This is a genomic window from Stenotrophomonas genospecies 5, from assembly GCF_054473825.1.
Genome location: NZ_JBTMUW010000001.1, coordinates 753,882 through 776,950, shown reverse-complemented (window position 1 = coordinate 776,950; position 23,069 = coordinate 753,882). Strand labels below are relative to the sequence as shown.

The following is a 23,069-nucleotide window of genomic DNA, read 5'->3' as shown; positions in this document are numbered from 1 at the left end:
GCCATCGTGGGAAGGTCAAATCCAGCCTGTCCTGTCCGGCGGCCCAGCGGTCAGTTCATCCGCGGGGCATGGATCCACCGGTCGAGGGTGGATCCATGGCGCGGGCTCAGAACGTGAACACGTATTCCAGCGCGAACTCGCGGCCGACCGCACCGAGCAACCGGGTCGGCGCGAAATCGTAGTCCAGCTTGTAGGGATCCTTGTGGTTCCAGCTGGCCGAGTTGAAGACGTTGTTGACGTACACATTGACCTTGGCGCGTTCAGTCACCTGATAGCCCACATTGACGTTCCAGGTGATGAACGGTCCAACCCGGCCGTAGTAGCGCGCCGTGCGCTGGCCGGCGTTCGGATTCGGATTCGGCGAACCATCGGGACGCGTGGCAGGTTCCAGGCAGTCCAGCGAAGGACTGTCGCTGGGTACGTAGCCATCGGCGAACGGCAGGCAGCCGCCGGGATTGTCCAGGCGGTCGGTGCCCCAGTGGTAACGCACGCCCGGCACCGAGCCGATGCGGTCGGCGTACACATTCGCGTTCCAGTGACCACGCTGCCAGGCCAGGCTCGCTCGCAGCTTGCTGCGCAGGTCGCGGTCACGGCGCTGCGGATTCGGATCCGCGGCATAGCGCTGCTCCTTGGTCGACAGCTGGTTGGTGTAGTTCACGCCGAACTGGAAGCTTCCCCATGCTGCGCTGTCCCACCGGTAACGCGCGGTCAGGTCGATACCGCGGACCTCCCGGCTGGCCAGGTTGAACGGCCCCCGCTCGATCGACACCAGGCGGCCATTGCTGTCGCGGTTCACGCGCGCGAGGATGCCGGCGCAGTAGTCGGCACCGGCCGGATTGGCCCACGGCGTGCCGTCGATGTTCAGTCCCGTGCGGCAGCCCGCTTCGCTGGCCAGCACCTCGTCGGCGCCGACATCGACGATCATGTCCTGCAGCTTGATCGCCCAGTAGTCGGCACTGATCGAAAGATTGGACATCACATCCCAGACGAATCCGACCGTCCATGAATCCCCCGTTTCCGAGCGCAGCAGCGGAGTACCGCGACGATTCACGTCGAACGTGTACCAGACATCGGTATTGCCCACTCCACAGTTGTTGACCAGATAGGCACCGCTTTCGATGCAACGCAGGCGGTCATAGGTCTGCACCTCGGAACTGCTGGGCTGCCCCAGCAGGTAGTGCATGTCAGGCGCGTGGAAGCTGGTGGCGTAGGAACCGCGTACCAGCAGCGACTCCACCGGCCGCCATTCCAGACCGACATTCCAGGTGGTCTCCTTCTGGCTGCCGATGTCCAGCGCCTCTGCATTGGCGTCGGCCTTGTAACTGCCGTAACGGTCATAGCGTGCCGCCGCGGTGGCGATCACGCTGTCCAGCAGTGGAATCTTGAACTCCACGCCCGCCGAGTAGCGCGTGCGCTCGCCGCCACCGCGATCAACGTTCTGCAGGTCGAAATCGATGCCGGCGCGAGGGTCGGGAGCGAGGTGATATCCCTGTTGCGCCACCTCGGCCACCGCCGCGAACGAAACAGGCCCCGCCCAGCCCTGGAACAACTCACCGGTGATGTCCGCCGACGCCTGGTTGACCCAGGAAGACGCACGGTTCTTCGCCACCGTACCCATCTGCCAGTACTGGTCCGGCGTGAGCGGGTTCCACCAGCGTGCTTCGTCCAGTGCGTAGATCGCTTCACCATCCGCCGTCGTACCCAGGCGCGGGCCGAGGAAGAAGTCATAGGACTTCTGCTCGTCCACTACATTCTGCCGCTCTTCCACGCGGTAGTAGGAACGGCCGATGGTGGCACTCCAGTCGAAGCGGTCCGCCAGGCGCCCGCGCAGGCCTGCACTCCAGTCCCAGGACAGCTCCCGGTTGGTGTTGCGAAGGGTGTCCAGGCCGCCCACTTCGTTGGGCGTGAACTGGCGCACGCCCAGGATCGCGCGGTTGCGGTTGGCATCCCAGTAGTAGCCGTTGTCATCATCGATGAGCGTCACGCTGGGCGGATTGGTCCCCCAGATCGCCTCCGACCGGTACACCGCCAGGTTGGTCCAGCCCTGCAGGTCGCTGTCGAAATCGAACGTGGCATACAGATTGCCGGACACATTCTCGGCACCACCGGTCAGCAGCCAGTTGGCATAGTCGGCCGTCATGCCACACAACTGCCCGGTATTGGTGATCGTATCGGTGTTGTAGTTGTAGACCAGTCGATCGGCGGTGTAGTACTCGCCATCGAACTTCTCGCAGGTGCCGGTCGGCGGCGCCAGTCGCTGGCCGGTACCCGGGTCGATCAGGGCCAGGCCGGCGGTAGGACGGAAACCGACCTTGCGCTGTTCCATGTTCCAGGAGGGGCGCGGCGCATCATCGGCATCATCCATCTGCGGCCGGTCACGGCCGAACAGCGGATCGCGCTTGGTGTACTGCAGCGCGTAGGTCACGCTCCAGTTGTCTCCGGTCCTGCCACCCGCCCACGACAGATCCCAGGTATCGCGACCACCTTCAGTGGAGGTGCCGCCGCGCACGCGCACTTCGTCGCCGTCGTAGTGGGTCTTCAGGATGACGTTGACCACGCCTGCAATGGCATCCGAGCCGTAGATCGCAGAGGCGCCGCCGGTCAGGACCTCGATGCGCTCCACCGCAGCGGCAGGAATGTTGCCGTAGTTGGAGAAATTGGTCTCCCCGCCATAGGGCAACGGGTAGTCGGCCACGCGACGGCCATTGACCAGCAGCAGTGAGCGGTTGGGGCCCATCCCGCGCAGATTCAGGCCGCTGGCGTTGGGCGTGTGCGAGCCCCACTGCGACGCCGCCTCCACGGTGCCGGTGGCTTCGGTCAATGTCTTCAGCGCATCGTACACGCTGACAAAGCCTTCCTTCTGGATCTGCTGCGCGGTGATCACGTTGACGGGAGCTGGGCCTTCGACGCTGGCGCGCTTGATGCGCGAGCCAGTGACGGTGACCGCGTCGAGATCCTTGGTGGACGAACCTGAGACTTCCTGTGCATTGGCAGCCAGCGGAAGCAGGGCCAGGACCAGGGCCTGGGACAGCAGGTGACGACGATTGCGGACGAACTGAGCCATGTGGACGCTCTCGGAGGGTGTGGTCGCACGGATGGGTGGTGGCGCGGCACTACGGAAGATCCAGGTGCCGGGTCGGTTCAAGCCGGTTCCGGCGCCCCCCTGTGGATCGATCCAAACTAAAGCACAGCTGAACCGGAGAGAGCATTCCGCGGCGCAACACGCCGCTGCGGATCCGCTGCCGTCCCCGCTTGAAAAGTAGATGAATCAGTGGCTTGCGCAGGTTGGCCGCCGCAGGCCGGAGATGAACTGAGGACACGCGAGCGGCAGACCCGCGCGGAACCGACTTCGCCCGGTATTAGGACAGATCGCCGTCCAGCGCCCGCCGCAGCCCCGCCACGATTGCGGCATCGGTCTGATCCCAGTGCGGGTCCAGCCCGCGCAGTGCCGGGTTGTGGAACTGCATGGCCGAGTGCCGGCGGCTCTTGGCCGACGCGTGCAGCTCAACACAGCCGCTGTGCCGCGCCACCGCAGCGATGTTGGCCGGGTCCAGGCCAGCACCCGCCATCACGCTGATGCGCCCCGCCGCCCGGGCGACCAGGCCTTCCAGCACGTCGACACCGGCAGCCGCGCTGGCCTGTCCCCCGGACGTCAATACACGGCTGCACCCCAGAGCGATCACCTGCTCCAACGCCGCCGGAAGGTCACGCGCGGCGTCGAAGGCACGGTGGAACGTCACCTGCAGCGGACCCGCCGCCTGGATGAGCGCGCGGCACAGGGGCAGATCGATATCGCCCTGCCGGTCCAACGCACCGATCACCACGCCATCGCAGCCCAGCGCACGGCACTGTGCGATATCGCGCAGCATCAGCTCGGCCTCCAGGGCGTCGTAGTGAAAATCGCCCGGCCGCGGCCGCACCAGCACGAACAGCGGAATCGACAGGCGTTCGCGGGCCATGGCGATGCTGGCGAACGACGGTGTGGTGCCGCCCTCGGCAAGGTTGTCGAACAGTTCGATGCGGTCGGCACCACCGGCCTGCGCGGCCAACGCCGAAGCCAGCGAGTTGCTGGCGATCTCCAGGGTGAGCCGCGTGCTCACGCCTGTGTGCTCGTGTAGATCGACGGTGAATCGCGCAGGTCGTCCTGGCGCTGCGCATCGCAGACGGCATAGACGAAACCGCGATGCAGCGCATAGGCGCCCACCTCGCCCTGCTTGTTCATGGCCAGGAAGCACACCTGCAGGGTCCTGCTTGCCTCGGGACGCTTGCGTACCACGCGGTCGATCGCCTCACGGCAGGCCTGGGCGGGCGTTCGACCCTGGCGCATCAGCTCGACCACCAGGAACGAGGCCGCATTGCGGATCATCTCTTCGCCCACGCCCGATGCGGTGGCGGCACCGACCTCGTTGTCGACGTACAGGCCGGCGCCGATGATCGGACTGTCGCCGACCCGGCCGTGCAGTTTCCAGGCCATGCCGCTGGTGGTGCAGGCACCGGCGAGATGGCCCCGGGCATCCAGCGCCAGCATGCCGATGGTGTCGTGGTTGTCGCTGTTGCCGGGAAGGCCACGTCGCTCGGCGTTGATCTGGGGCTGGTACTTCTCGGTCTTCAACCACTCGCGCCAGGCCGCTTCGGCCTGCGGCGTCAGCAGACGCCTGCGCTCGAAGCCCTGCTGCACGGCGAACTGCTGCGCCCCTTCACCCACCAGCAACACGTGCGGGCTGTTTTCCATCACTTTGCGGGCCACCGACACCGGGTGCGGGATGTCGACCAGCGCGGCCACCGCACCGCAGCGGCCATCGCCGTCCATGATGCTCGCGTCCAGGCTCAGCACGCCGTCCCGATCCGGATTGCCGCAATGGCCCACGGTGGGATTGCACAGCTCGCTCTCGGCCCAGCGTGCGCCGGCCTCCACTGCGTCCAGGGCACTGCCGCCCTGCGCCAGGACCTTCCATGCCGCCTGGTTGGCCGGCACACCGAAGTCCCAGGTCGAGACCACCTTCGCTCCGCCCTGCACACGTGCCTGTACGCCCGGCAGGGCGGCCATGCCTGCCGCCAGCGCTCCGGCCTGCAGGAACTGCCTGCGATCCACCATGTTGCCTCCCAGTCTGCAACGTGTCGCCGGCCCGATGCCGGCAGCACCGATCAATCGTGTACGGGGTACCGCGCCGCATGCCAGACGGCGGCGCCCAGCACGCCCAGTTGGCCGTGTTCCACCCGCCATACCGGCACCTGCCGCAGCACGTCGGCCAGCACGCCCTTGTTGAGGAAGCGCTCGCGGAAGCGGCCATCGGCGAGGAAATCCTGCACGTGGGTGGAAATGCCGCCCGCCAGGTACACCGAGCGGGCCCCCACGGCGATGGCGGCATCGCCGGCCAGGCTGCCCAGCCAGGCGCAGAACACCTGCAGCGTCTCCACTGCAAGTGCGTCTTCGCCGCTGCGTGCGGCGCCGATCAGCGCTTCGGTGCTGGACCACACCGGAGTGACGCCATGCAGCTCGCACAGGCACGGATACAGATTCATCAGACCGCTGCCGGACAGCACACGCTCGTTGTCCACATGTGGCCACCGCTGCAGCAGCCTGCCCAGCACCTCCAGCTCCAGCGCGTTGCCGGCCCCCAGGGCAGCGTGGCCGATCTCGCTGGGCAGCACCGGACGCCCGCCATCGGCGAAGCGCAGCGCCGCGCCCAGGCCGGTACCGGCCCCCAGCACCAGCGCCGGGAACGCCATCGCCGGGTCGGCATCGCCGTTCAATGGAACCAGGGTGTCGGCCTGCAGGTAGGGAATGGCCAGTGCCACCGCCTCGAAATCATTGATGAGCTGCAGATCGTCCAGACCGGACTGTGCGCGGGTGGCGGACAACGACACCGTCCACGGCAGATTGGCATTGATCAGCACATCGCCATCGAGCAGGCCGGCGATGGCGACCACCGCCGACCGCACCGGCAGTGCGAGGCTCCGGGTGAAGTCGGCCAGAATCGCCGCCAGGCTGGAATGATCGGCACACGCGTAGGTGCGATGACTGCCCAGCCGTGGTGCCTGTCCCGGCAGCGTTTCAGCCAGCGCCAGGCGGGCAAAGGTACCGCCGACATCGGCGACGACCAGGCTTCGCGGAAGACCGCCGCGGGAGGAGTCGGTGGAAACCGGGGGCACTGCTGCGATGGTCACTCTGGCCTGCTTGAATCGATTGAATCGCACCGATTCTCAGGCATCAGGGTCGCTTTGCCTAGCGCGGCGCAGCGCCGGCAGCCGAACCTGCCATGGCCTTGTCCGCAGCGTCCGGGTGGCGGCAGCCGGGACGCAGCGCGCAGCGGCACCTGCGGATCAGGGCTCTGCGGTCTGCAGACTATAACGGGTGGTGGCGGTGAATACCGCACCATCCGGCTGGGTCGAACGCACGTCGATCCTGTGGTCGCCCACGGCCAGGTGGGTGGGCAGCGCGCCGCGCCACAGATGCGGCGAAGCGGTGGCCTCCGGCGAGCGATCGTAACCGCGCAGCACGCTGGACAGGTCGTCCGCCGCATTCTCCACCAGCAGCCGCGGGTCGGGCTGGCGGACCTGCTTCATCGGCTGCCATGCCCCACCGTCCACGCGGTACTCGACCACGCTCGCGTCCTCACCCATGTACACGTTGGCGTACACGCCCCACGCCGGATACGCGCCCTGGCGCAGCACCTTCGGCGCATGCAGGCCGATCTGTTCGCTGGCTGGCGCGCCGGCCACGCGATACTGCAGGCGATAGCTGCCGTTGCCAGCCACATCCAGCAACGCGTAGCCCTTTGGCGTGCCGTCGCTCATGGTGCTGTCCGGCACGCCGGCAGCATCCTTCACACCGGACCAGAACGCACCGCAGTTGGCACCGACGTTGTACTCGTGCAGGGGCTTTTCGCCGTGCCAGCCCTCGGCCTTGCCATGGTAGACATGCTGCTGGGTGTGGCTGTGGCCGCTCAGGACCAGCACGTTGCGGAAGTCCTTCAGCAGGTCGAACAGGCGCTGCCGGTCGGCGTGCCGGAAGCTCTCGCGACCCGGCGCCGCATCGAACAGCGGAATGTGCATGCCCAGCACCAGCAGGCGGTCGCGATGCAGACCCTTGAGGTAGGCGGCAAGGAACGCGAACTGATCCTCGCGCAGGCCACCGACATAGCTCGGCCTCGCCTTCGGGTCGTACACCACATCGTCGAGGAACACGAAGCTGGCACCGCCCTCCTCCACGGCGTACGTGTCCGGGCCGTAGACGTTGCGCCAGCTGTCCAGCGAATGCTCGTCGACGGCGGCATCGAAATCGAGATCGTGGTTGCCCGGCACATGGAACCACGGCACGCCCAGCTGCGTGGTGACCTTGTTGATGGCCGGATACAGCGTCAGGTCATCATTGACGATATCGCCGAGCGTCGTGCCAAGCCGCGCCCGGGTCTGGCCGACCAGCGGCGCCACGATGGACTGCTGGTAGTAGCCGATGTCCTTGAGGCTTGCGGTCTGTGAATCAGTGAACACCAGCATCTGGAAACCACGCCGGTTGTCATGACGATCCGTCTGCAGCGCGAAGTCCCAGTTGCGGGTGGCATCGCCGGTTGCGGCGATGCCACCGTACTTCAGTGCAGGCGAGCCGTTGGGCTGGAAATGACGCCAGAACGACGGCAGCCCGTCGCTCACCTTCGGGAACGCGTACGCATCCGGCTTGATCACGAACACCGTCTGGCCCTCGCGCACGGGCAGGCTGTAGCTGCCATCGGCTGCGGTCTTCACGATGCGCTCGCCGTTGGACACCTGCACCCCGGCCAGGCCCGGGTCGGTCGCACCACGGCCGGGCCTGCCGTCGCGTTCCAGGTAGACCTTGCCGCTGACAACCGCATCCGCAGCCCAGGCCGGCGAGGTCAGCAACAGGCAGCACAGCCACGCAGCGGGCGATTTCATGGGCAATCCGGCAAAGAAGAGGACTGCCTATTGTAGAGCGGAGCCATGGCTGTCTGCCGCGCGGATGCAGCCGGGCCGGCGCCGGCGCCGAAAGCGCGTGCGGACCGCAGGCCACATGCAGCCATCAACGATGGCGCGTTTCCAGCACCCGCCGCGCGTCGTCAAGCGACAGGCCGCGTGCGCGCAGCAGCACCAGCAGGTGGTACAGCAGGTCCGAAGCCTCGCCCAGCAGCGCCGCGTCATCCTGTGCGACTGCGGCCAGAGCGGTTTCCACGCCCTCCTCGCCCACCTTCTGCGCGATACGGCGGATGCCGTCCTCGAACAGGCGGGTGGTGTAACTGCCGGGTGGACGCTGTGCTTCACGCGTGGCCACCAGTTGCCCCAGCCCGCCCAGGAAATCCTTCGGCGCCTGGTCGAAGCAGCTCTCCGTACCGGTGTGGCAGGTCGGTCCTGCCGGGCGGGCCAGCACCAGCAGCGTATCGGCATCGCAGTCCACGCTGATGGACTGCACCACGAGCACGTTGCCGGACTGCTCGCCCTTGGTCCACAGGCGCTGCCTGCTGCGGCTGTAGAAGGTCATGTGCCCGACGGCAAGCGTCGCGGCCAGCGACTCCGCGCTGACGTAACCCAGCATCAGCACCTGCAGGGTATCGGCGTCCTGCACCACCGCGGGCAGCAGGCCGTCCCCCTTGCTCCAGTCCAGCCCCTGCAGGGCCTCCAGCGACGGTCGCACCTCAATAGACATCCCGTACCTCGATCTGCTGTTCGCGCAGGTAGCGCTTCAGGTCTGCAATGGCGATGGCGCCGCTGTGGAACACGCTGGCGGCCAGCGCACCATCCACGTCGGCGCGGTCGAAGGCCTCGGCGAAATGCTCCATCGTGCCCGCACCGCCCGACGCGATCAGCGGCACCTGGCACAACGCACGCGCCTGCTGCAGCTGGGCCACATCGTAGCCGCGGCGCACCCCATCGCTGTCCATGCAGTTCAGCACGATCTCGCCTGCGCCGCGGCGCTGTGCCTCGACGATCCAATCCAGCGTCCGTATGGGTACCGCTCGGGTCTTGTCCGGGTCGCCGCTGAAGCGGCGCACCCGCCATTCGCCATCGGCCTCGCGCACCGAGTCGACGCCGACCACCACGCACTGCACGCCGAACTCGGCAGCCAGCTCGTCGATCAGTGCGGGACGGCCCAGTGCCGGCGAATTGATCGAGATCTTGTCGGCACCGGCAAACAGCACCCGCCGTGCGGTTTCCACGCTGTCGATGCCACCGGCTACGCAGAACGGGATATCGATCAGCCGTGCGATGCGCTCGACCCAGGCCACATCGACCGAACGCGCCTCGGGGCTGGCGCCGATGTCGTAGAACACCAGCTCATCGGCCCCCTGGTCGCGGTAACGCTGCGCCAGCTCGGCGATATCCCCCATGTCCACGTGGTCACGGAAGCGCACCCCCTTGACCACCCGTCCTTCGCGCACGTCCAGGCAGGGAATGATGCGGCGACTCAGCATGCCAGCGCCTCCGCCAGGTCCATGCGCTGTTCCAGCAGCGCCTTGCCAAGGATGGCGCCGCCACAGCCGGCAGCACGCGCATCGGCCACGTCGGCCACATCGCGGATGCCACCGGAGGCCTGCACCTGCACGCCCGGCAGCAGCGACACCAGGTGCTGGTACAGGCCGATGTTCGGCCCGGCCAGCATGCCGTCGCGGGCGATATCGGTACACAACAGGTGGCGCATGCCCGCCCGTGCATACCGCAGCGCGAGGTCATCCAGGGTCACGCCCGCGTTCTCGGTCCAGCCATGCACCGGCAGCTGCCACTGGCCCTGAGGGTCCTGGCGTGCATCCAGCGCGATGGTGATGTGATCCGCACCGAACGCCTGCAGCCAGCCGACCACTTCATCGGGTCTGCGCACTGCCAGCGACCCTACCACCACCCGGCTCGCGCCCGCATCGAGAATGCGCGCCACATCATCACGCCCACGCACACCGCCGCCGGTCTGCACCTGCAACGTCGTCTGCGTGCGAACCGCTGCCAGCAGCGGGGCCAGCGTGTAGCCACCGGCACGCGCTGCGTCCAGATCGACCAGATGCATCCAACGCGCGCCCTGCGCGGCGAATGCCTGCGCGCGCGGCAGGGGATCGTCGCCGTAGTGCGTTTCCTGCGCGTAATCGCCCTGCCGCAGCCGCACCACACGGCCTTCGCGGATATCCAGTGCGGGGTAGACGGTGAAACTCATGCAGCGGTGCCCTCGAGGAAGTTGCGCAACATCAGCGATCCGGTATCGCCGGAGCGTTCGGGATGGAACTGCGCACCGAAGTAGCGCCCCTGCTCCACCACGGCAGTGAACAGGCCGCCGTGATCGCAGGCGGCCACCGTATGGCTGTTCAACGGCGCTGCGTAGCTGTGCACAAAGTAAGCGCTTGCGCGATCAGGCACATCGCGCAGCAGCAGCGAGGACCGCAGTGGCAGCAGGCGGTTCCAGCCCATGTGCGGCACGCGGATGCCGCACGCCGGTACCAGCTTGCGCACCACCCCGGGAATCAGGCCGAGCGCTTCCACGCCGGCTTCTTCCGAGCGCTCGAACAGCAGCTGCATGCCCAGGCAGATGCCCATCAACGGCACCTCGATCCGTCGCAACGGCTCCACCAGTCCCTGCGCGTGCAGGCGCTGCATGCCCGGCCCTGCCGCACCGACGCCGGGCAGGATCACCCGCCGTGCGCCCGCCAGCCCCTCTGCGTCGCGCACCAGCCGGACACTGGCACCCAGCCGTTCCAGCGCATAGCGTACGGAACCCAGATTGGCGCCGCCGGCATCGATCAGCGCGACTTCGCTCACAGGGCCCCCTTGGTCGAGGGCAGCGCCGTGCCCTGGCGCGCCAGTGCCGGGCGCAGCGCGCGGGCCAGCGCCTTGAAACAGGCCTCCACCTTGTGGTGGTCATTGTCACCGCGCACCTGCAGATTGAGGTTCAATCCACTTGCATCGCACAGCGAACGGAAGAAATGCGGCACCAGTTCGGTCGGCATGTCGCCAACGCGCTCACGCTTGAACTCGCCCTCGAAGACGAAATAGGGCCGGCCACTGAAGTCCAGCGCTGCGCTGGCCAGGGTCTCGTCCATCGGCAGGGTGAACCCGTAGCGGCCGATGCCGCGCTTGTCACCCAAGGCTTCGCGCAGCGCCTGGCCCAGCGCCAGCCCTGTGTCCTCGATGGTGTGATGCTCGTCGATGTGCAGGTCGCCCTCGGCGCGGATGTCCAGCGCAAAACCACCGTGCTTGCCGATCTGTTCCAGCATGTGATCGAAGAACGGCAACCCGGTGCGGATGTTGGCGTCACCGGCGCGATCCAGATCCAGCTCGACGCGGATCTTCGTTTCCTTCGTGTTGCGCTGGACCACGGCCGTGCGCGGTGCATCGGCCAGTGCGTGGGCGATGCCCGGCCAGTCCCAGTCACCGCCGAACTGCTCCGTGCGCAACTGGAAGCCACGGATGTTGAGGTTGTCGGCGAACTGCAGGTCGGTGATGCGGTCGCCGACCATCGCCGAGCGTGCCCAGTCGATGCTGCGGTCCTGCAGGTAGGCCGTCATCAGGCCGATGCCGGGCTTGCGGGTCGGGGCATTGTCCTGCGGCCAGCTGCAGTCGATCAGCACGTCACGAAACACGATGCCCTGGCTTTCGAAGATCTGCAGCATCAGATCGTTCGGTCCGTCGAAGCTGGCGCGCGGATAGCCCTCGCTGCCGAGGCCATCCTGGTTGGTGACGATGACGAACTGGTAGCCGGCATCACGCAGCTTCAGCAGTGCCGGAATCACCTGCGGCACGAAGCGCAGCTTCTCGTAGGCGTCGATCTGGAAGTCGGAAGGTTCCTCGATGAGGGTACCGTCGCGGTCGATGAACAGGATCGGGGTCATGCAACGGCCCTCCGGGCCGACAGGGCCGCAAGCACGCGGTCATTCTCTTCGGGGCTGCCAATGCTGATCCGCAGCGCATCGTCCAGCTGCGGGGCTGCACGCTGGTCGCGCACCACCACGCCGGCCGCCAGCAACGCATCGAACGCGCCCTGGGCATCGGCAAAGCGCACCAGCAGGTAGTTCCCTGCGGACGCATGGACCTGGCGTACGCCAGGCAGGCCCTGCAGCGCAGTACGCAGGCGCTCGCGTTCGGTGATCACGGTGGCCACGCGCTCGCGTGTGCGTGCCAGCGCTCCCGGCTGCAGCGCCTGCACCGCCAGTTCCGCGCACGGCGTCGGTACCGGATACGGTGCCTGGCAGCGACGCAGCACCGCGATCAGTTCCGCTGCGGCGATCAACGTTCCGATCCGTGCGGCCGCCAGCGCATGGGCCTTTGACAGCGTACGCAGCACTGCCACATTGGCGTGCGTGGCAAGCAGGGAGGTCGCCGAAGGCCGCTGCGCGTACTCGACATAGGCTTCATCGACCACGACCAGCGCCCGACCGCGCAGCGCTTCGGCCACACGCTCGATGTCGGTCAGGGCGATATCGCTGCCGGCCGGGTTGGAGGGCGCACACAGAAACACCAGCTTCGCATTGCGCGCTCTGGCCGATTCGATCACCGCATCCAGGTCAGCGCGCAGGCCGTCGGCGGCATCGACCAGAGGCACCTCGATCAGAGGCGCGCCCTGCAGCCGTGCACAGACCGCATACATGCCGAACACCGGCGGCGTGACCAGCACACCATCGCGCCCCGGCACGCACAGCGCGCGCACCAGCAGGTCGATGGCTTCATCGCTGCCGCGCCCGACCAGCACCTGTTGCGGCTGCACGCCATACAGCGAAGCCAGTCCATCGCGCAACGCCTGTGGCTGGGGCTCTGGATAGCGCCGGCTGCGGCCCTCGGCGTCCGCGGGGTTGGCCCAGGCCGATTCGTTGGCGTTCAGCCAGACATCGCCCTGCACTGCCGCACTGCGCGCCGAGCTGTAACCTGCAAAGGCCTGCAGGTCGGGGCGCACCAGCGCCAGTACCTCGTCGATCCCGGCATTCATGCAGCCACCTCCATGCGCAGGGCAACGGCGCGCTCGTGCGCGTCCAGCCCTTCGGCGCTGGCAAGGGTGCGCGCGCAGCCGCCGATCGCCGCCAACCCGGCGGCGCTGGCACTCTGCACGCTGATGAAGTTCTGGAAGCTGGCCACGCTGACACCACTGTACGCACGTGCGGCGCCTGCGGTGGGCAGCACATGGTTGGTACCACTGCAGTAGTCGCCCAATGCCTCGGGGGTGTAATCACCCAGGAACACCGAGCCTGCGGCCTGCACCCGATCAAGCCAGCCGCGTGGTTCGCGCAGGGCCAGGATCAGGTGCTCAGGGGCGTAGCGGTTGCTGATCGCGAAGGCATCGGCCAGCGTGTCGACCAGGATCAGGCGCGACGCCGAAAGCGCCTGGCGGGCGATATCCTGCCGCGGCAGCAGCGCGACCTGGCGTTCCACTTCGGCCTCGACCGCGGCCAGCATCGCGGCATCATCGGTCAGCAGCAGCACCTGCGAATCGGGGCCGTGTTCGGCCTGCGACAGCAGATCGGCAGCCACAAACGCCGGATTGGCACCGGCATCGGCAATCACCAGAACTTCCGACGGCCCTGCAGGCATGTCGATCGCCGCTGCACCGTTCTGCGCGACCTGCTGCTTGGCTTCGGTGACGAAGCTGTTGCCGGGCCCGAACAGTTTGTCGCAGGCCGGAACGCTGGCGGTGCCATAGGCCATCGCAGCGATCGCCTGCGCGCCGCCCAGCTTGAAAACGCGTTGCACGCCGGTCAGCCGGGCAGCCACCAGCACCGCCGGATCGGCGCTGCCGTCGGCGCGCGGTGGTGTGCACAGCACCACCTGCGGGCACCCGGCCAGCTGCGCCGGCACGCCCAGCATCAACGCCGTGGACGGCAACGGTGCGCTGCCGGCCGGCACATACAGGCCGACCCGGCCGATCGGCCGCAGCATGCGTTCACAGACCACGCCCGGCGCGGTCTCCACCGCATAGCCCTGGCCCATGCCTGCGCTGTGGAAGCGCGCGATGCGCCCGGCCGCTTCCACCATGGCCTGGCGCAGATCGCCTGGCACCGCCGCTTCGGCAGTCGCGAATTCGGCGTCAGACACTTCAAAAGACGGCAGTTGCACACCGTCAAAGCGTGCGGTGATCACACGCAGCGCCTCGTCGCCCTGCGCGCGCACCTGCGCGATCAGGGTCGCGACCGCATCGCGCGTCTGCTGGGCCACGGCCTGCACCGGGCGGGTCAGTGCCGCGCTGCGCGCAGCCTCATCAAGTTGCGACCAGATCAGACGATTCATGCCAGCGACCGCTCCACGCTCAACACCATCAGGCCCTGCGCGCCCGCACGCTCAAGCTCTTCCATGCGCTGCCAGCTCAGTGGTCCGGGGCACATGGTCTGCAGCCGCAGCGTGCCGCCGTCAGCCGGCAGGCGCTCCAGCGGCCCGGCATCGGCCAGCAGCTGGGCCAGGGCATCAACACGGTCTTCGCTGGCGCGGAACATCAGCAGCTTGCGGTCCTGCTTCTGTACCACGCCATCGAGGCGGCGCAGCAGCATGGCGCGCAGGCCCGCTCGAGCGTCATCGGGCACGCGCACCGCACCGGCCAGCACCGCCTCGCTGTCCAGCAGGTTGTGCACCGGCACAAGCTGGTTGGCACGCAGGGTGGCACCGCTCGACACCAGATCGCAGATCAGGTCGGCCGTGCCCAGCCGTGGGGCGATCTCAACCGAACCGGACAGCTCCACCACCTGCGCGTCCACGCCCTGCTCAACCAGCCATGCGTTGAGGATGGCGGGATAGCTGGTGGCGATCCGCATGCCGGCCAGCTGTGCCGGCCCCTGCCATTGCCAGTCCTCCGGCACCGCCAGCATCAGCCGGCACTGGCCGAAACCCAGCCCCCGCAGGGCCTGATAGGCATCCGGCAGGCCGATCTGGCGACGCGCGGCGGCCTGCTCGTCCAGTTCGTTACGACCGACGATGCCCAGGTCGCAGACACCGTCGGCAATCAGGCCAGGAATGTCGTCGTCGCGCACCAGCAGCAGGTCCACCGGCAACGATTCTCCGTAGCAGAACAGCTTGTCACGGCTTTCGCGCCAGCTCAGGCCGCAGGCACTGAGCAGGTTGCGGGCGGGCTCGGCAAGCCGCCCGCTCTTCTGGATGGCGATACGCAGCCGGTCTCGTGCCGGGGCTGCCTGGGTTGCACTCATGGGAAGGTCTCGAAGTTCGGTACGGGGCGCGGATCAGCGCGAGGCCAGACGGTCGATGGCAGCGGCATAGCCTCGATGGCCATGCTCGAGCGAGCGCGCCACCCGCCCGGTGGTGGTCACGCTGACCCCGGTGCGTTCGTGGATCTCGCGGTACGGCACCCCCTGCTGCAGGAGCGGCACCACTTTCCAGCGGTCGGCCATGGCCTCCAGCTCGGCCGGAGTACACAGGTCACGCAGGAAAGCCATGACCTGCTCCGGCTCACGCAGGGCCGCGAACGCCTGGGCCAGGGCTTCCAGATCGGCCTGGGGGTCTTTGGCGGCGATGTCGGGGCGGGCTTTCACGGGGCGGTTCTCTTGCATCAATGTAATAGCGCGCTAGTACATTAGCGCATTCTTGCGCAGTGCGTCAAACCACCCCATCGCCTCCACCCGAGCATTCAGGTTCCGGAAACGAAAAACGCCCGCCAGAGGCGGGCGTCATCCAGGTCAGCGCCGCCCCACCGCGAGAGCGGCGGCACGGCAATGTCAGTTCACACCATCACCTTCGACTGTTCCAGTTCCACCTGCAGGGTGCTGGCCAGCTCCTCGCGGGATACCTCGAACTGCTGCTCGCGGAGCAGATCCTTCACCGCCACCACCCCGCGCGCCAGTTCGTCCTCGCCGGCGAGCGCCACGAAGCGGATGCCCGCCTTGGCCGCGTACTGGAACTGCTTGCCGATCTTCTTCGGCTCCATCTGCACTTCGGTGTTGATGCCACCGGCCCGCAGGCGGCGGGCGATATCCAGTGACTGCGCCATGCCCTGCTCGTCCATCAGCGCCACCAGCGCCTGCACGCTGCTGGCCTCGATTCCGTCGATCAGGCCCGCCTCACGCAGCTGCCAGAACAGGCGCGACAGGCCGATCGAAATGCCGACGCCGGGCAGCTTCGACTTGCTGTAGTGGCTGGCCAGGTCTTCATAGCGGCCGCCGGAGCAGATCGAACCGATCTGCGGGTGGTCGGTCAGCGTGGTCTCATAGACGGTGCCGGTGTAGTAATCCAGGCCACGGGCGATGGAGAAGTTGAGGCAGTAGGCACTCTCCGGCACACCCAGCGCCTGCACCAGCTGCAGCACTTCGCGCAGCTCTGCCACGCCGGCACGCAGCGTTTCCGAGGACCCCGCAGCGTCCTCCAGCGCCGAAAGCTGGGCCAGCGCATCGGCATGCCCCTGAGAACGCACGGCCACGAATGCCAGGATCTTCTCGACCTGTCCGGCCGGAATGCCGAACCCGTCGCCCACCAGCGTCTCGCGCACGTAGTCGGCGCCCCGCTTGTCCAGCTTGTCCACTTCACGCAGCACCGCCAGCTGGCGCTCGCCCTCGGCCACGCCCAGGCTTTCGAAGAAGCCACGCATCAGCTTGCGGTTGTTCAACTGGATGCTGAAGTCTCCGATGCGCAGCTCCGAGAACACCGCGTGGATCACCGCCAGCACTTCGGCGTCGTACCGCACGCTCAGGCTGTCCTTGCCGATCACGTCGATGTCGCACTGGTAGAACTCGCGGAAACGGCCGCGCTGGGCACGCTCACCACGGTACACCCGCTGCATCTGGTAGCGCCGGAACGGGAACGTCAGTTCGTGCTCATGCTCAGCCACATAGCGCGCCAGCGGCACGGTCAGGTCGAAGCGCAGGGCCATTTCCGGAAGCGAGCGGTCACCCGACTCGGCGGCATTGGCCAGCGCACCGGTGGACTGCACGAAGTACACCTGGCGCTCGGTCTCGCCACCGGACTTGGTCAGCAGCACATCGGACAGCTCGAACACCGGCGTCTCCACCGGCAGGAACCCGAAGCGCTCGTAGTTGCGGCGGATGACGTCCAGCATGCGCTGGAACGCAATCTGCTCGCGCGGCAACAGCTCAAGGGTGCCGGGCGGGGTACGGGGCTTGATCACGGGAGCAACTCCTGCTGGAACGGGACGTGGGAGGGGGCGACATTCTAGCGCCCTGGAGCGCGCGGCCGCCTGACGCAGGGTCGAACAGCCGCTTGAAGTATCATAAGGCCCTCCCCGCCCGCGATACGCCCACGCACCATGTCCCGGCCTTCCGGCGCCCCGTCCGCCAACAACGACACCGCCGGGCAGTCCTGCTCCACGCTGGACTGCCTGCACTGCTCGGTCCGCCACCTGGCGGTGTGTTCGGCGCTGTCTCCTGACGAAGTGCAGGCACTTGAACAGGTGACCGTCTCGCAGGCGGTGACGATGGGCAGCACCCTCGCCCGCACCGGCGAAGAGCGCCAGCATGTCTATACATTGACCGCCGGCGCACTGCGCCTGGTGCGGACGCTGGCCGACGGCCGCCGCCAGATCAATGGCTTCGTGCTACCGGGCGACTACCTGGGCCTGAGCGGCAGCGACCATCACCGCTACGACATCGAGGCGATCGCTGACAGCCGGGTCTGCCGCGTCGCGCTGCCGCAGATGAAGGCGCTGCGCGGGCGTTATCCGCACCTGGAGCGCAAGCTGCTGCAACGCGCCTGCCAGGAGCTGGACGCTGCGCAGGATGCGGCCCTCGCCCTGGCGCGGCTGCAGCCCGCGGAAAAGCTGGCTGACTTCCTGCTGCGCCTGGCCGCGCGCGAGGCGCGGCTGGGCGGCGACGGCCTGCGCGTCTCGCTGCCGATGGGGCGCGGCGACATCGCCGACCACCTCGGCCTGACCATGGAGACGGTCAGCCGCACCTTCACCAAGCTGCGTCAGCAGGCGCTGATCGCGCTGCCGCACCTGAACGTCGTGGAGATCCTCGACGAGGACGGGCTGCGCCAGTTGGCGGGCGACGTCCAGGGTTGAGCGTCGCGCCGGGACCTGCGCCCGGTGGTACCGGGCGCCCCACCCTGCCCCTTGCTTCAGACGACACCGCGCCATGCCCGGCACCTGTGCGTCAGCGCAGCAGCACCTCGCGCAGCGCCGCATAGTCGGCAGCCAGCGGTTCCGCATGCGCGGGACGCTGCAGCAGCGCCGCCAGCGCCGGAGGCACCGGCACTGCTTCGCCGATCAATGGCTCCACCACCGCCTCGAACTTGGCCGGGTGCGCGGTTGCCACCACCGCCCAGTCGCCCTTCGCCCCGCCCGCGCGGAGGTCCTTCAGCACCTTCACTGCCGTCGCGGTATGCGGGCAGAACAGCTCGCCCCCGCTGGCGTGCGCACTGGCGATGGTGGCGCGGATGGTCACATCATCCACCGCGAAAGCACGGAAGGCTGCGCGCAGTTCGGCATCGTCGCCGTCGTACAGCCAGCGCAGGCGCTCGAAGTTGCTCGGCGCGCCCACATCCATCGCATTGGCGACCGTGGCGACACTGGCCTGCGGCTGATACGCGCCGCCCTCGAAGTACTTCGGCAGCACATCATTGGCATTGGTGGCCAGCACGATCTGGCCGATGGGAACCCCCAGCGTGCGTGCGAGCACCGCAGCCATCGCGTTGCCCAGGTTGCCGGTCGGCACCACCAGATTGAGCCGGCGCCGATGCTGCCCATGATGGGCCAGTGCCGCATGCGCGTAGTAGCTCATCTGTGGCAGAAGACGCCCCAGGCTGATGCTGTTGGCCGAACTCAGCGGCACGTCCGCCTGCAACGCCCGATCGGCCAGCGCCTGCTTGACCATGGCCTGGCAGTCGTCGAACGAACCCGCCACGCGCAGCGCCTGGATGTTGTCGCCGAAGCAGCCGAGCTGGTGCGCCTGGCGCGGCGATACCCGGCTATCCGGATACAGCACCACCACGCGCACGCCCGGTTGGCGATGGAAGGCCGCCGCCACGGCGGCACCGGTATCACCGGACGTGGCAACGACGATCGTCAGGTCGCGTCCCTTGCCCGCCTGCAGCCTCGACAGCGCGCCTGCCAGGAAACGTGCGCCGATGTCCTTGAAGGCCGCAGTGGGACCATGGAACAGCTCGAGGACGTAGTCGCCACCGCCAAGCGGACGTAACGGCACCGGAAAATCGAACGCCTCACGGCAGATCGAAGGCAGCGCCTCCTGCAGCGCGTCGCCGTCGAAGAAGGGTGCCAGCAGATCGGCGGCGGTTTCGGCGAGGGTCTCGCCCTGCTGCACATGATGCGGCGCAGGCAAGGCGCTGGGCACATACAGCCCCCCATCGGGGGCGAGGCCGGCGGCGATGGCGGCACTCAGGCCGACGGCCGGCGACTGGCCGCGGGTGGAAACGAATTGCATGGGATCGGTATCCAATGAGAGGAAAGAAGTCAGCACAGTCGTGCTCCCGCCGCGTCCAGCGGCGAGACCCAGGCGTCACTGTCGAAGCCGGCAGCCGCAAATGCCGCGCGGACCTGCCCTGCGGCAGCCTGTGCCTGCACCGCATCTTCGAACCAGGCAAACACGCTGGGACCGGCACCGGAAATACCCGCGCCCATTGCGCCCGCCGACAGCGCGGCGTCACGCGCTGCCTCGAATCCAGCGATCAGGCCGGCGCGGCGCGGCTCGATCAGCACATCGCGCAAGCCTGCGCGCACCAGCGTGGCATCGCCGCGATGGCAGCCGCTGAGGACCAGGGCCAGATTCGCGCTCTGGGCGACAAACTCGCGCAGCTCATAACTGCCCTGCAGTGCCTGCCGTGCCCTGCGCGTTTCCAGCACGGCATGCGGATGCACCAGCAGGCTGTGCCAGCACGCAGGCACCGGCACCGACACCACCCTGTCGGCGGTGCACAGCGCCAGCCCGCCCGCCAGCAAGGGGCCGACGTTGTCGCCATGGCGACCGCCGCTGGCCACCGCTTCGCCGTCGAGCGCGTGCGGATACAGGGCGGCGCGTGGCAGCGGCGCATCCAGCAGCGCGTTGGCTGCAACCAGTGCCGCGACGCAGGATGCTGCTGAGCCACCCATGCCGGAGCCGAACGGAATGCCCTTGTCGATCTCCAGCTCGAACCCGTAGCCCAGGCCCAGGCCCTCGCGCAGTGACAGCAGTGCCGCGCCAGCCGTGTTGCCCGCTGCCTCCAGTGGAAGCTCGACCGCACTGCCACGGATCGCCGCGATACGCACCACAGGCTCATCGATGCGGCGCACGCTGACCGTGTCGCCGATACCGGCGATGGCATGGCCCAGAATGTCGAACCCCACTGCCACATTGGCCACCGACGCCGGTGCGAATGCACGTGCGATCACAGGCGCGCCCCTTCACCGGCCGCCACCCGCAGCAGGTCGGCAAACACGCCTGCAGCCGTGACCTCCGGTCCCGCGCCGGGCCCCTGCACCACCAGCGGATTCTCACAGTAGCGGCGGGTGCGGAACTGCACCACGTTGTCGGTCAGGCGCAGGTTGGCGAACGCGTGTGCCGCCGGCAGCTCGTGCAGACCCACCGACGCGCCGTCCGCGTCAAGCCTGGCCACATAGCGCAGCACTGCGCCGCGCTCGCGCGCGTCCTGCAGGCGTTGCTGCAGTGATGCATCAGACTCGCCCAGGCGGGCCATGAAGTCCTCGACGCTGCCTTCGCGAAGCAGCGCCGGCACCAGGCTTTCCACCTGCACCTGTTCAAGACTGAGTGCGTGGCCGGCCTCGCGCGCCAGGATCACCAGCTTGCGCGCGACATCCACGCCCGACAGGTCATCGCGGGGATCCGGCTCGGTGTAGCCCATCGAACGCGCCTGCGCCACCAGCGAGGAGAACGGCTGGCTGCCGTCGAAGCGGTTGAACAGCCAGGCCAGCGTGCCGGAGAAAATGCCTTCGATGGCCAGCACCTCGTCGCCGGTATCGACCAGGTCGCGCAGCGTGGTGATCACCGGCAGGCCGGCGCCCACGGTCGCCTCATAGCGGAAGCGCGCGCCGCTGGCAGCCGCCGCCGCACGGATCCGCTGGTAGCGCGACAGCGGGCCGGCGCCTGCCTGTTTGTTCGGGGTGACCACATGGATGCCCGCGGCCAGCCAATCGGCATAGCGCTCGGCGACCTCGCTGCTGCCACTGCAGTCGATCACCACCGCATGCGGCAGGTGCGCGGCCAGCAGATGCTCGGTGAAGCGGTCGAGATCGCTGGCCTCACCGCCCGCCTGCAGCGCCTGCCGCCAGTCGGCATGCAGACCATCGGCCTCCAGCCGCATCCGCGAACGCGATGCCAGTGCACGCAGGCGCAGATCGACATTGGCCTTGGCCAACAGCTGCGGGCGCGCCGCCAGCAACTGATCCAGCAGCGCGGCACCGACGTTGCCTGGCCCGATCACGCCCACCGCGAACGTCTGCGGCGACAACCAGAATCCGGCGTGGGCGGCGCGCAGCGCGCGCGTCGCGTCAGCGCTGTCCACGGCCACCGAGATGTTGCGCTCGGAGGAACCCTGGGCGATCGCCAGGATATTGACCTGCGCCCGGCCGAGCGCCTCGAACAGGCGCGCAGCCACACCGGGCTGGCCCGCCATGCCGTCGCCCACTGCCGCCAGCACGCTGACCCCTTCGTGGACCTGTACGCGCTGCACCTGGCCGACCGACAGTTCATGGGCAAAGGCCTGCAGCAACGCTCCGCGGCCACGGCCCGCTTCGGCAGCCCGCACCACGCAGCAGATCGAGTGCTCCGAAGAACCCTGCGAGATCATCACCACCGACACCTGCGCCTGGCGCAACGCTGCGAATACGCGCTCGGCGGTGCCAGGCACGCCGATCAGGCCGGTCCCCTCGAGATTCAGCAGGGCCAGGTCGGGACTCAGCGTGAGCCCCTTCACCGGTCCGCGCGGCGAGCGCTCGGCGCTGATGCGCGTACCCGGGTGGGTCGGCTGGAAGGTGTTGCGGATGAAGATCGGCAGCCCGAGCCGGATCGCCGGCGACATCGTCTGCGGGTGCACCACTTTCGCGCCGAAGTACGCCAGCTCGCAGGCTTCGTCGTAGCTCAGCGACTCCAGCTGCACCGCCTCCGGCACCAGTCGCGGGTCGGCCGACAGCACACCATCGACATCGGTCCAGATGTGCAGCTCGTCGGCATTGAACAGCGCGGCGAAGATCGCGCCGGAGTAGTCACTGCCGTTGCGGCCAAGCGTGGTGATGCGGTCGTTGCGGTCCCGGGCGACGAACCCGGTGGCGACCACGCGCGTCTGCGGATGCTGCAGGCGCCATTTCGCCAGACGGTCGGCGCTGGCTTCCCAGTCCACATCCACGCCCAGCTCGCCGTGGCCGACCACGAGCACGTCGCGTGCATCAAGGACGGCGCAGTCCTCGCCGCATGCGCGCAGGTACGTACCCAGCAGCTGCGCGGAGAACACCTCGCCCAGGCCCTGCACGCGGTCGAGCACTTCACGCGGCAGCTCCCCGATTACGGTCAGCGCGGCCAGCACTTCGGACAGCTGCTCGAAACGCGCGTCGATCCACTCCACGGTGTCGCCCACCTGTTCGCCGAGCAGGGCCACCGCGGCCCCACGATGGCGGGCACGCAACGCATGCCAGGCCTCGCGCCACCCCTCGTCTCCCTGCGCCGCCAGCTGGGCCAGTTCAATCAACGCATCGGTGACGCCCTTCATGGCCGAGACAACGGTGACCTGCTGCGATTCGGGGCGGGCCCGCAGCAGGCCGCCGACATGGCGGTAGCGCTCGGCGTCGGCCACCGAAGTGCCGCCGAACTTGTGCACGACCGTGGACGGCGCGGCCAGCTCGGCCGGGGCAACAGGAGGGGGGAGAACGTGGGAAGACATGCAGACCTCGGCAGGAGGCCCCGTCGCATGCAGGTGTCGAGTTTCCCCGCCACCTGGATGGTGCGGGGCCGTGGTTTTCGGGAGTTACACGAAGACGACGGGCCGCACCAGGGCAGTGGTGACGGTGGTGGTGGTAATGGTGGTGATGGCGACCGGTGCAGTCGGACGCCCCGCGGTAGCGGGTGCAATCAGGCTGGCGGTGGCGGCATCAAGGACCATAGCGGACAGAAAACACTGTTCGCCCCGCTGCTGTCAAGTGCTGCAGCGCAAAAACTCCCTGCGCCGATCATCTGTCAACGTGCCGTCATTTGGTT

Annotated in this window: 19 protein-coding genes; 1 reads left to right on the top strand and 18 read right to left on the bottom strand. The window is 68.0% G+C overall.

All coding sequences use genetic code 11. The features are described 5' to 3' along the window. Nucleotides 1-106: 106 nt before the first annotated feature. The 15 genes from ACX9OW_RS03745 to hisS form a co-directional block, all read right to left on the bottom strand. On the bottom strand, nucleotides 107-3,064 hold the full coding sequence (locus ACX9OW_RS03745) for a TonB-dependent receptor plug domain-containing protein (RefSeq protein ID WP_459061956.1): 2,958 nt from the start codon (nucleotides 3,062-3,064) through the stop codon (nucleotides 107-109). 295 nt (nucleotides 3,065-3,359) lie between these two features. Next, entirely contained in the window at nucleotides 3,360-4,100 is a 741-nt protein-coding gene (locus ACX9OW_RS03740; RefSeq protein WP_197600509.1) for a copper homeostasis protein CutC, read from the bottom strand. Then, the gene (locus tag ACX9OW_RS03735) at nucleotides 4,097-5,095 is read right to left on the bottom strand and encodes a N(4)-(beta-N-acetylglucosaminyl)-L-asparaginase (protein ID WP_053516718.1); all 999 of its coding nucleotides are present in this window, start codon (nucleotides 5,093-5,095) and stop codon (nucleotides 4,097-4,099) included. Before ACX9OW_RS03735 ends, ACX9OW_RS03740 begins: the two co-directional genes overlap by 4 nt. 50 nt (nucleotides 5,096-5,145) lie before the next feature. After that, complete coding sequence (locus tag ACX9OW_RS03730) at nucleotides 5,146-6,168, bottom strand: glucokinase (RefSeq protein ID WP_459061955.1); 1,023 nt, start codon at nucleotides 6,166-6,168, stop codon at nucleotides 5,146-5,148. A 156-nt stretch (nucleotides 6,169-6,324) separates the two neighbouring features. Continuing rightward, on the bottom strand, nucleotides 6,325-7,914 hold the full coding sequence (locus ACX9OW_RS03725) for a calcineurin-like phosphoesterase C-terminal domain-containing protein (protein ID WP_459061954.1): 1,590 nt from the start codon (nucleotides 7,912-7,914) through the stop codon (nucleotides 6,325-6,327). Between the two features lie 124 nt (nucleotides 7,915-8,038). After that, a complete protein-coding gene (gene hisIE / locus ACX9OW_RS03720; RefSeq protein WP_459061953.1) occupies nucleotides 8,039-8,659 on the bottom strand; it encodes a bifunctional phosphoribosyl-AMP cyclohydrolase/phosphoribosyl-ATP diphosphatase HisIE in 621 nt (206 codons plus the stop codon). Beyond that, the gene (gene hisF, locus ACX9OW_RS03715) at nucleotides 8,649-9,425 is read right to left on the bottom strand and encodes an imidazole glycerol phosphate synthase subunit HisF (protein ID WP_053516721.1); all 777 of its coding nucleotides are present in this window, start codon (nucleotides 9,423-9,425) and stop codon (nucleotides 8,649-8,651) included. Before hisF ends, hisIE begins: the two co-directional genes overlap by 11 nt. Further along, on the bottom strand, nucleotides 9,419-10,153 hold the full coding sequence (hisA, locus tag ACX9OW_RS03710) for a 1-(5-phosphoribosyl)-5-[(5-phosphoribosylamino)methylideneamino]imidazole-4-carboxamide isomerase (RefSeq protein ID WP_053516723.1): 735 nt from the start codon (nucleotides 10,151-10,153) through the stop codon (nucleotides 9,419-9,421). The genes hisF and hisA overlap by 7 nt, the downstream gene beginning before the upstream one ends. Continuing rightward, a complete protein-coding gene (gene hisH, locus ACX9OW_RS03705) occupies nucleotides 10,150-10,752 on the bottom strand; it encodes an imidazole glycerol phosphate synthase subunit HisH (protein WP_053516724.1) in 603 nt (200 codons plus the stop codon). Before hisH ends, hisA begins: the two co-directional genes overlap by 4 nt. Then, nucleotides 10,749-11,822 (bottom strand): bifunctional histidinol-phosphatase/imidazoleglycerol-phosphate dehydratase HisB, encoded by a 1,074-nt coding sequence (gene hisB / locus ACX9OW_RS03700; RefSeq protein ID WP_283219089.1) that lies wholly within the window; start codon nucleotides 11,820-11,822, stop codon nucleotides 10,749-10,751. Before hisB ends, hisH begins: the two co-directional genes overlap by 4 nt. Beyond that, nucleotides 11,819-12,913 carry a histidinol-phosphate transaminase gene (hisC, locus tag ACX9OW_RS03695; protein WP_459061952.1) on the bottom strand — a complete coding sequence of 365 codons (1,095 nt, stop codon included), beginning with the start codon at nucleotides 12,911-12,913 and terminating at the stop codon, nucleotides 11,819-11,821. Before hisC ends, hisB begins: the two co-directional genes overlap by 4 nt. Continuing rightward, nucleotides 12,910-14,205: a histidinol dehydrogenase gene (gene hisD, locus ACX9OW_RS03690; RefSeq protein ID WP_065175580.1), complete on the bottom strand. Its 1,296-nt coding sequence runs from the start codon at nucleotides 14,203-14,205 to the stop codon at nucleotides 12,910-12,912. Before hisD ends, hisC begins: the two co-directional genes overlap by 4 nt. Continuing rightward, a complete protein-coding gene (hisG, locus tag ACX9OW_RS03685; RefSeq protein ID WP_459061951.1) occupies nucleotides 14,202-15,113 on the bottom strand; it encodes an ATP phosphoribosyltransferase in 912 nt (303 codons plus the stop codon). The genes hisD and hisG overlap by 4 nt, the downstream gene beginning before the upstream one ends. 33 nt (nucleotides 15,114-15,146) lie before the next feature. Further along, entirely contained in the window at nucleotides 15,147-15,455 is a 309-nt protein-coding gene (locus ACX9OW_RS03680; RefSeq protein ID WP_074901503.1) for a YerC/YecD family TrpR-related protein, read from the bottom strand. 188 nt (nucleotides 15,456-15,643) lie between these two features. Continuing rightward, nucleotides 15,644-17,041: a histidine--tRNA ligase gene (hisS, locus tag ACX9OW_RS03675; protein ID WP_053516730.1), complete on the bottom strand. Its 1,398-nt coding sequence runs from the start codon at nucleotides 17,039-17,041 to the stop codon at nucleotides 15,644-15,646. A 138-nt stretch (nucleotides 17,042-17,179) separates the two neighbouring features. Between hisS and ACX9OW_RS03670 the strand changes: the two genes are divergently transcribed. Then, nucleotides 17,180-17,932, top strand: coding sequence for a Crp/Fnr family transcriptional regulator (locus tag ACX9OW_RS03670; RefSeq protein WP_053516731.1), 753 nt, complete (start codon nucleotides 17,180-17,182; stop codon nucleotides 17,930-17,932). 91 nt (nucleotides 17,933-18,023) lie between these two features. On the opposite strand, the gene thrC is transcribed toward ACX9OW_RS03670, so the two are convergent. Genes thrC through thrA form a run of 3 tightly spaced genes read right to left on the bottom strand, consistent with a single transcriptional unit; the run spans nucleotide 18,024 to nucleotide 22,755 of the window. Next, nucleotides 18,024-19,310: a threonine synthase gene (gene thrC, locus ACX9OW_RS03665; RefSeq protein WP_459061950.1), complete on the bottom strand. Its 1,287-nt coding sequence runs from the start codon at nucleotides 19,308-19,310 to the stop codon at nucleotides 18,024-18,026. Nucleotides 19,311-19,339: 29 nt separating this feature from the next. Then, nucleotides 19,340-20,254, bottom strand: coding sequence for a homoserine kinase (locus tag ACX9OW_RS03660; RefSeq protein WP_180875952.1), 915 nt, complete (start codon nucleotides 20,252-20,254; stop codon nucleotides 19,340-19,342). Continuing rightward, nucleotides 20,251-22,755: a bifunctional aspartate kinase/homoserine dehydrogenase I gene (thrA, locus tag ACX9OW_RS03655; protein WP_164152307.1), complete on the bottom strand. Its 2,505-nt coding sequence runs from the start codon at nucleotides 22,753-22,755 to the stop codon at nucleotides 20,251-20,253. The genes ACX9OW_RS03660 and thrA overlap by 4 nt, the downstream gene beginning before the upstream one ends. Nucleotides 22,756-23,069 lie beyond the last annotated feature (314 nt).

Bases quoted from the DNA above. Each gene is read 5' to 3' on its own strand.
- ACX9OW_RS03745 (WP_459061956.1), bottom strand. From the start codon at position 3,064: ATGGCTCAGTTCGTCCGCAATCGTCGTCACCTGCTGTCCCAGGCCCTG.
- ACX9OW_RS03735 (WP_053516718.1), bottom strand. From the start codon at position 5,095: ATGGTGGATCGCAGGCAGTTCCTGCAGGCCGGAGCGCTGGCGGCAGGC.
- ACX9OW_RS03725 (WP_459061954.1), bottom strand. From the start codon at position 7,914: ATGAAATCGCCCGCTGCGTGGCTGTGCTGCCTGTTGCTGACCTCGCCG.
- hisIE (WP_459061953.1), bottom strand. From the start codon at position 8,659: ATGTCTATTGAGGTGCGACCGTCGCTGGAGGCCCTGCAGGGGCTGGAC.
- hisF (WP_053516721.1), bottom strand. From the start codon at position 9,425: ATGCTGAGTCGCCGCATCATTCCCTGCCTGGACGTGCGCGAAGGACGG.
- hisA (WP_053516723.1), bottom strand. From the start codon at position 10,153: ATGAGTTTCACCGTCTACCCCGCACTGGATATCCGCGAAGGCCGTGTG.
- hisB (WP_283219089.1), bottom strand. From the start codon at position 11,822: ATGACCCCGATCCTGTTCATCGACCGCGACGGTACCCTCATCGAGGAA.
- hisC (WP_459061952.1), bottom strand. From the start codon at position 12,913: ATGAATGCCGGGATCGACGAGGTACTGGCGCTGGTGCGCCCCGACCTG.
- hisD (WP_065175580.1), bottom strand. From the start codon at position 14,205: ATGAATCGTCTGATCTGGTCGCAACTTGATGAGGCTGCGCGCAGCGCG.
- hisG (WP_459061951.1), bottom strand. From the start codon at position 15,113: ATGAGTGCAACCCAGGCAGCCCCGGCACGAGACCGGCTGCGTATCGCC.
- ACX9OW_RS03670 (WP_053516731.1), top strand. From the start codon at position 17,180: ATGTCCCGGCCTTCCGGCGCCCCGTCCGCCAACAACGACACCGCCGGG.
- thrC (WP_459061950.1), bottom strand. From the start codon at position 19,310: ATGCAATTCGTTTCCACCCGCGGCCAGTCGCCGGCCGTCGGCCTGAGT.
- thrA (WP_164152307.1), bottom strand. From the start codon at position 22,755: ATGTCTTCCCACGTTCTCCCCCCTCCTGTTGCCCCGGCCGAGCTGGCC.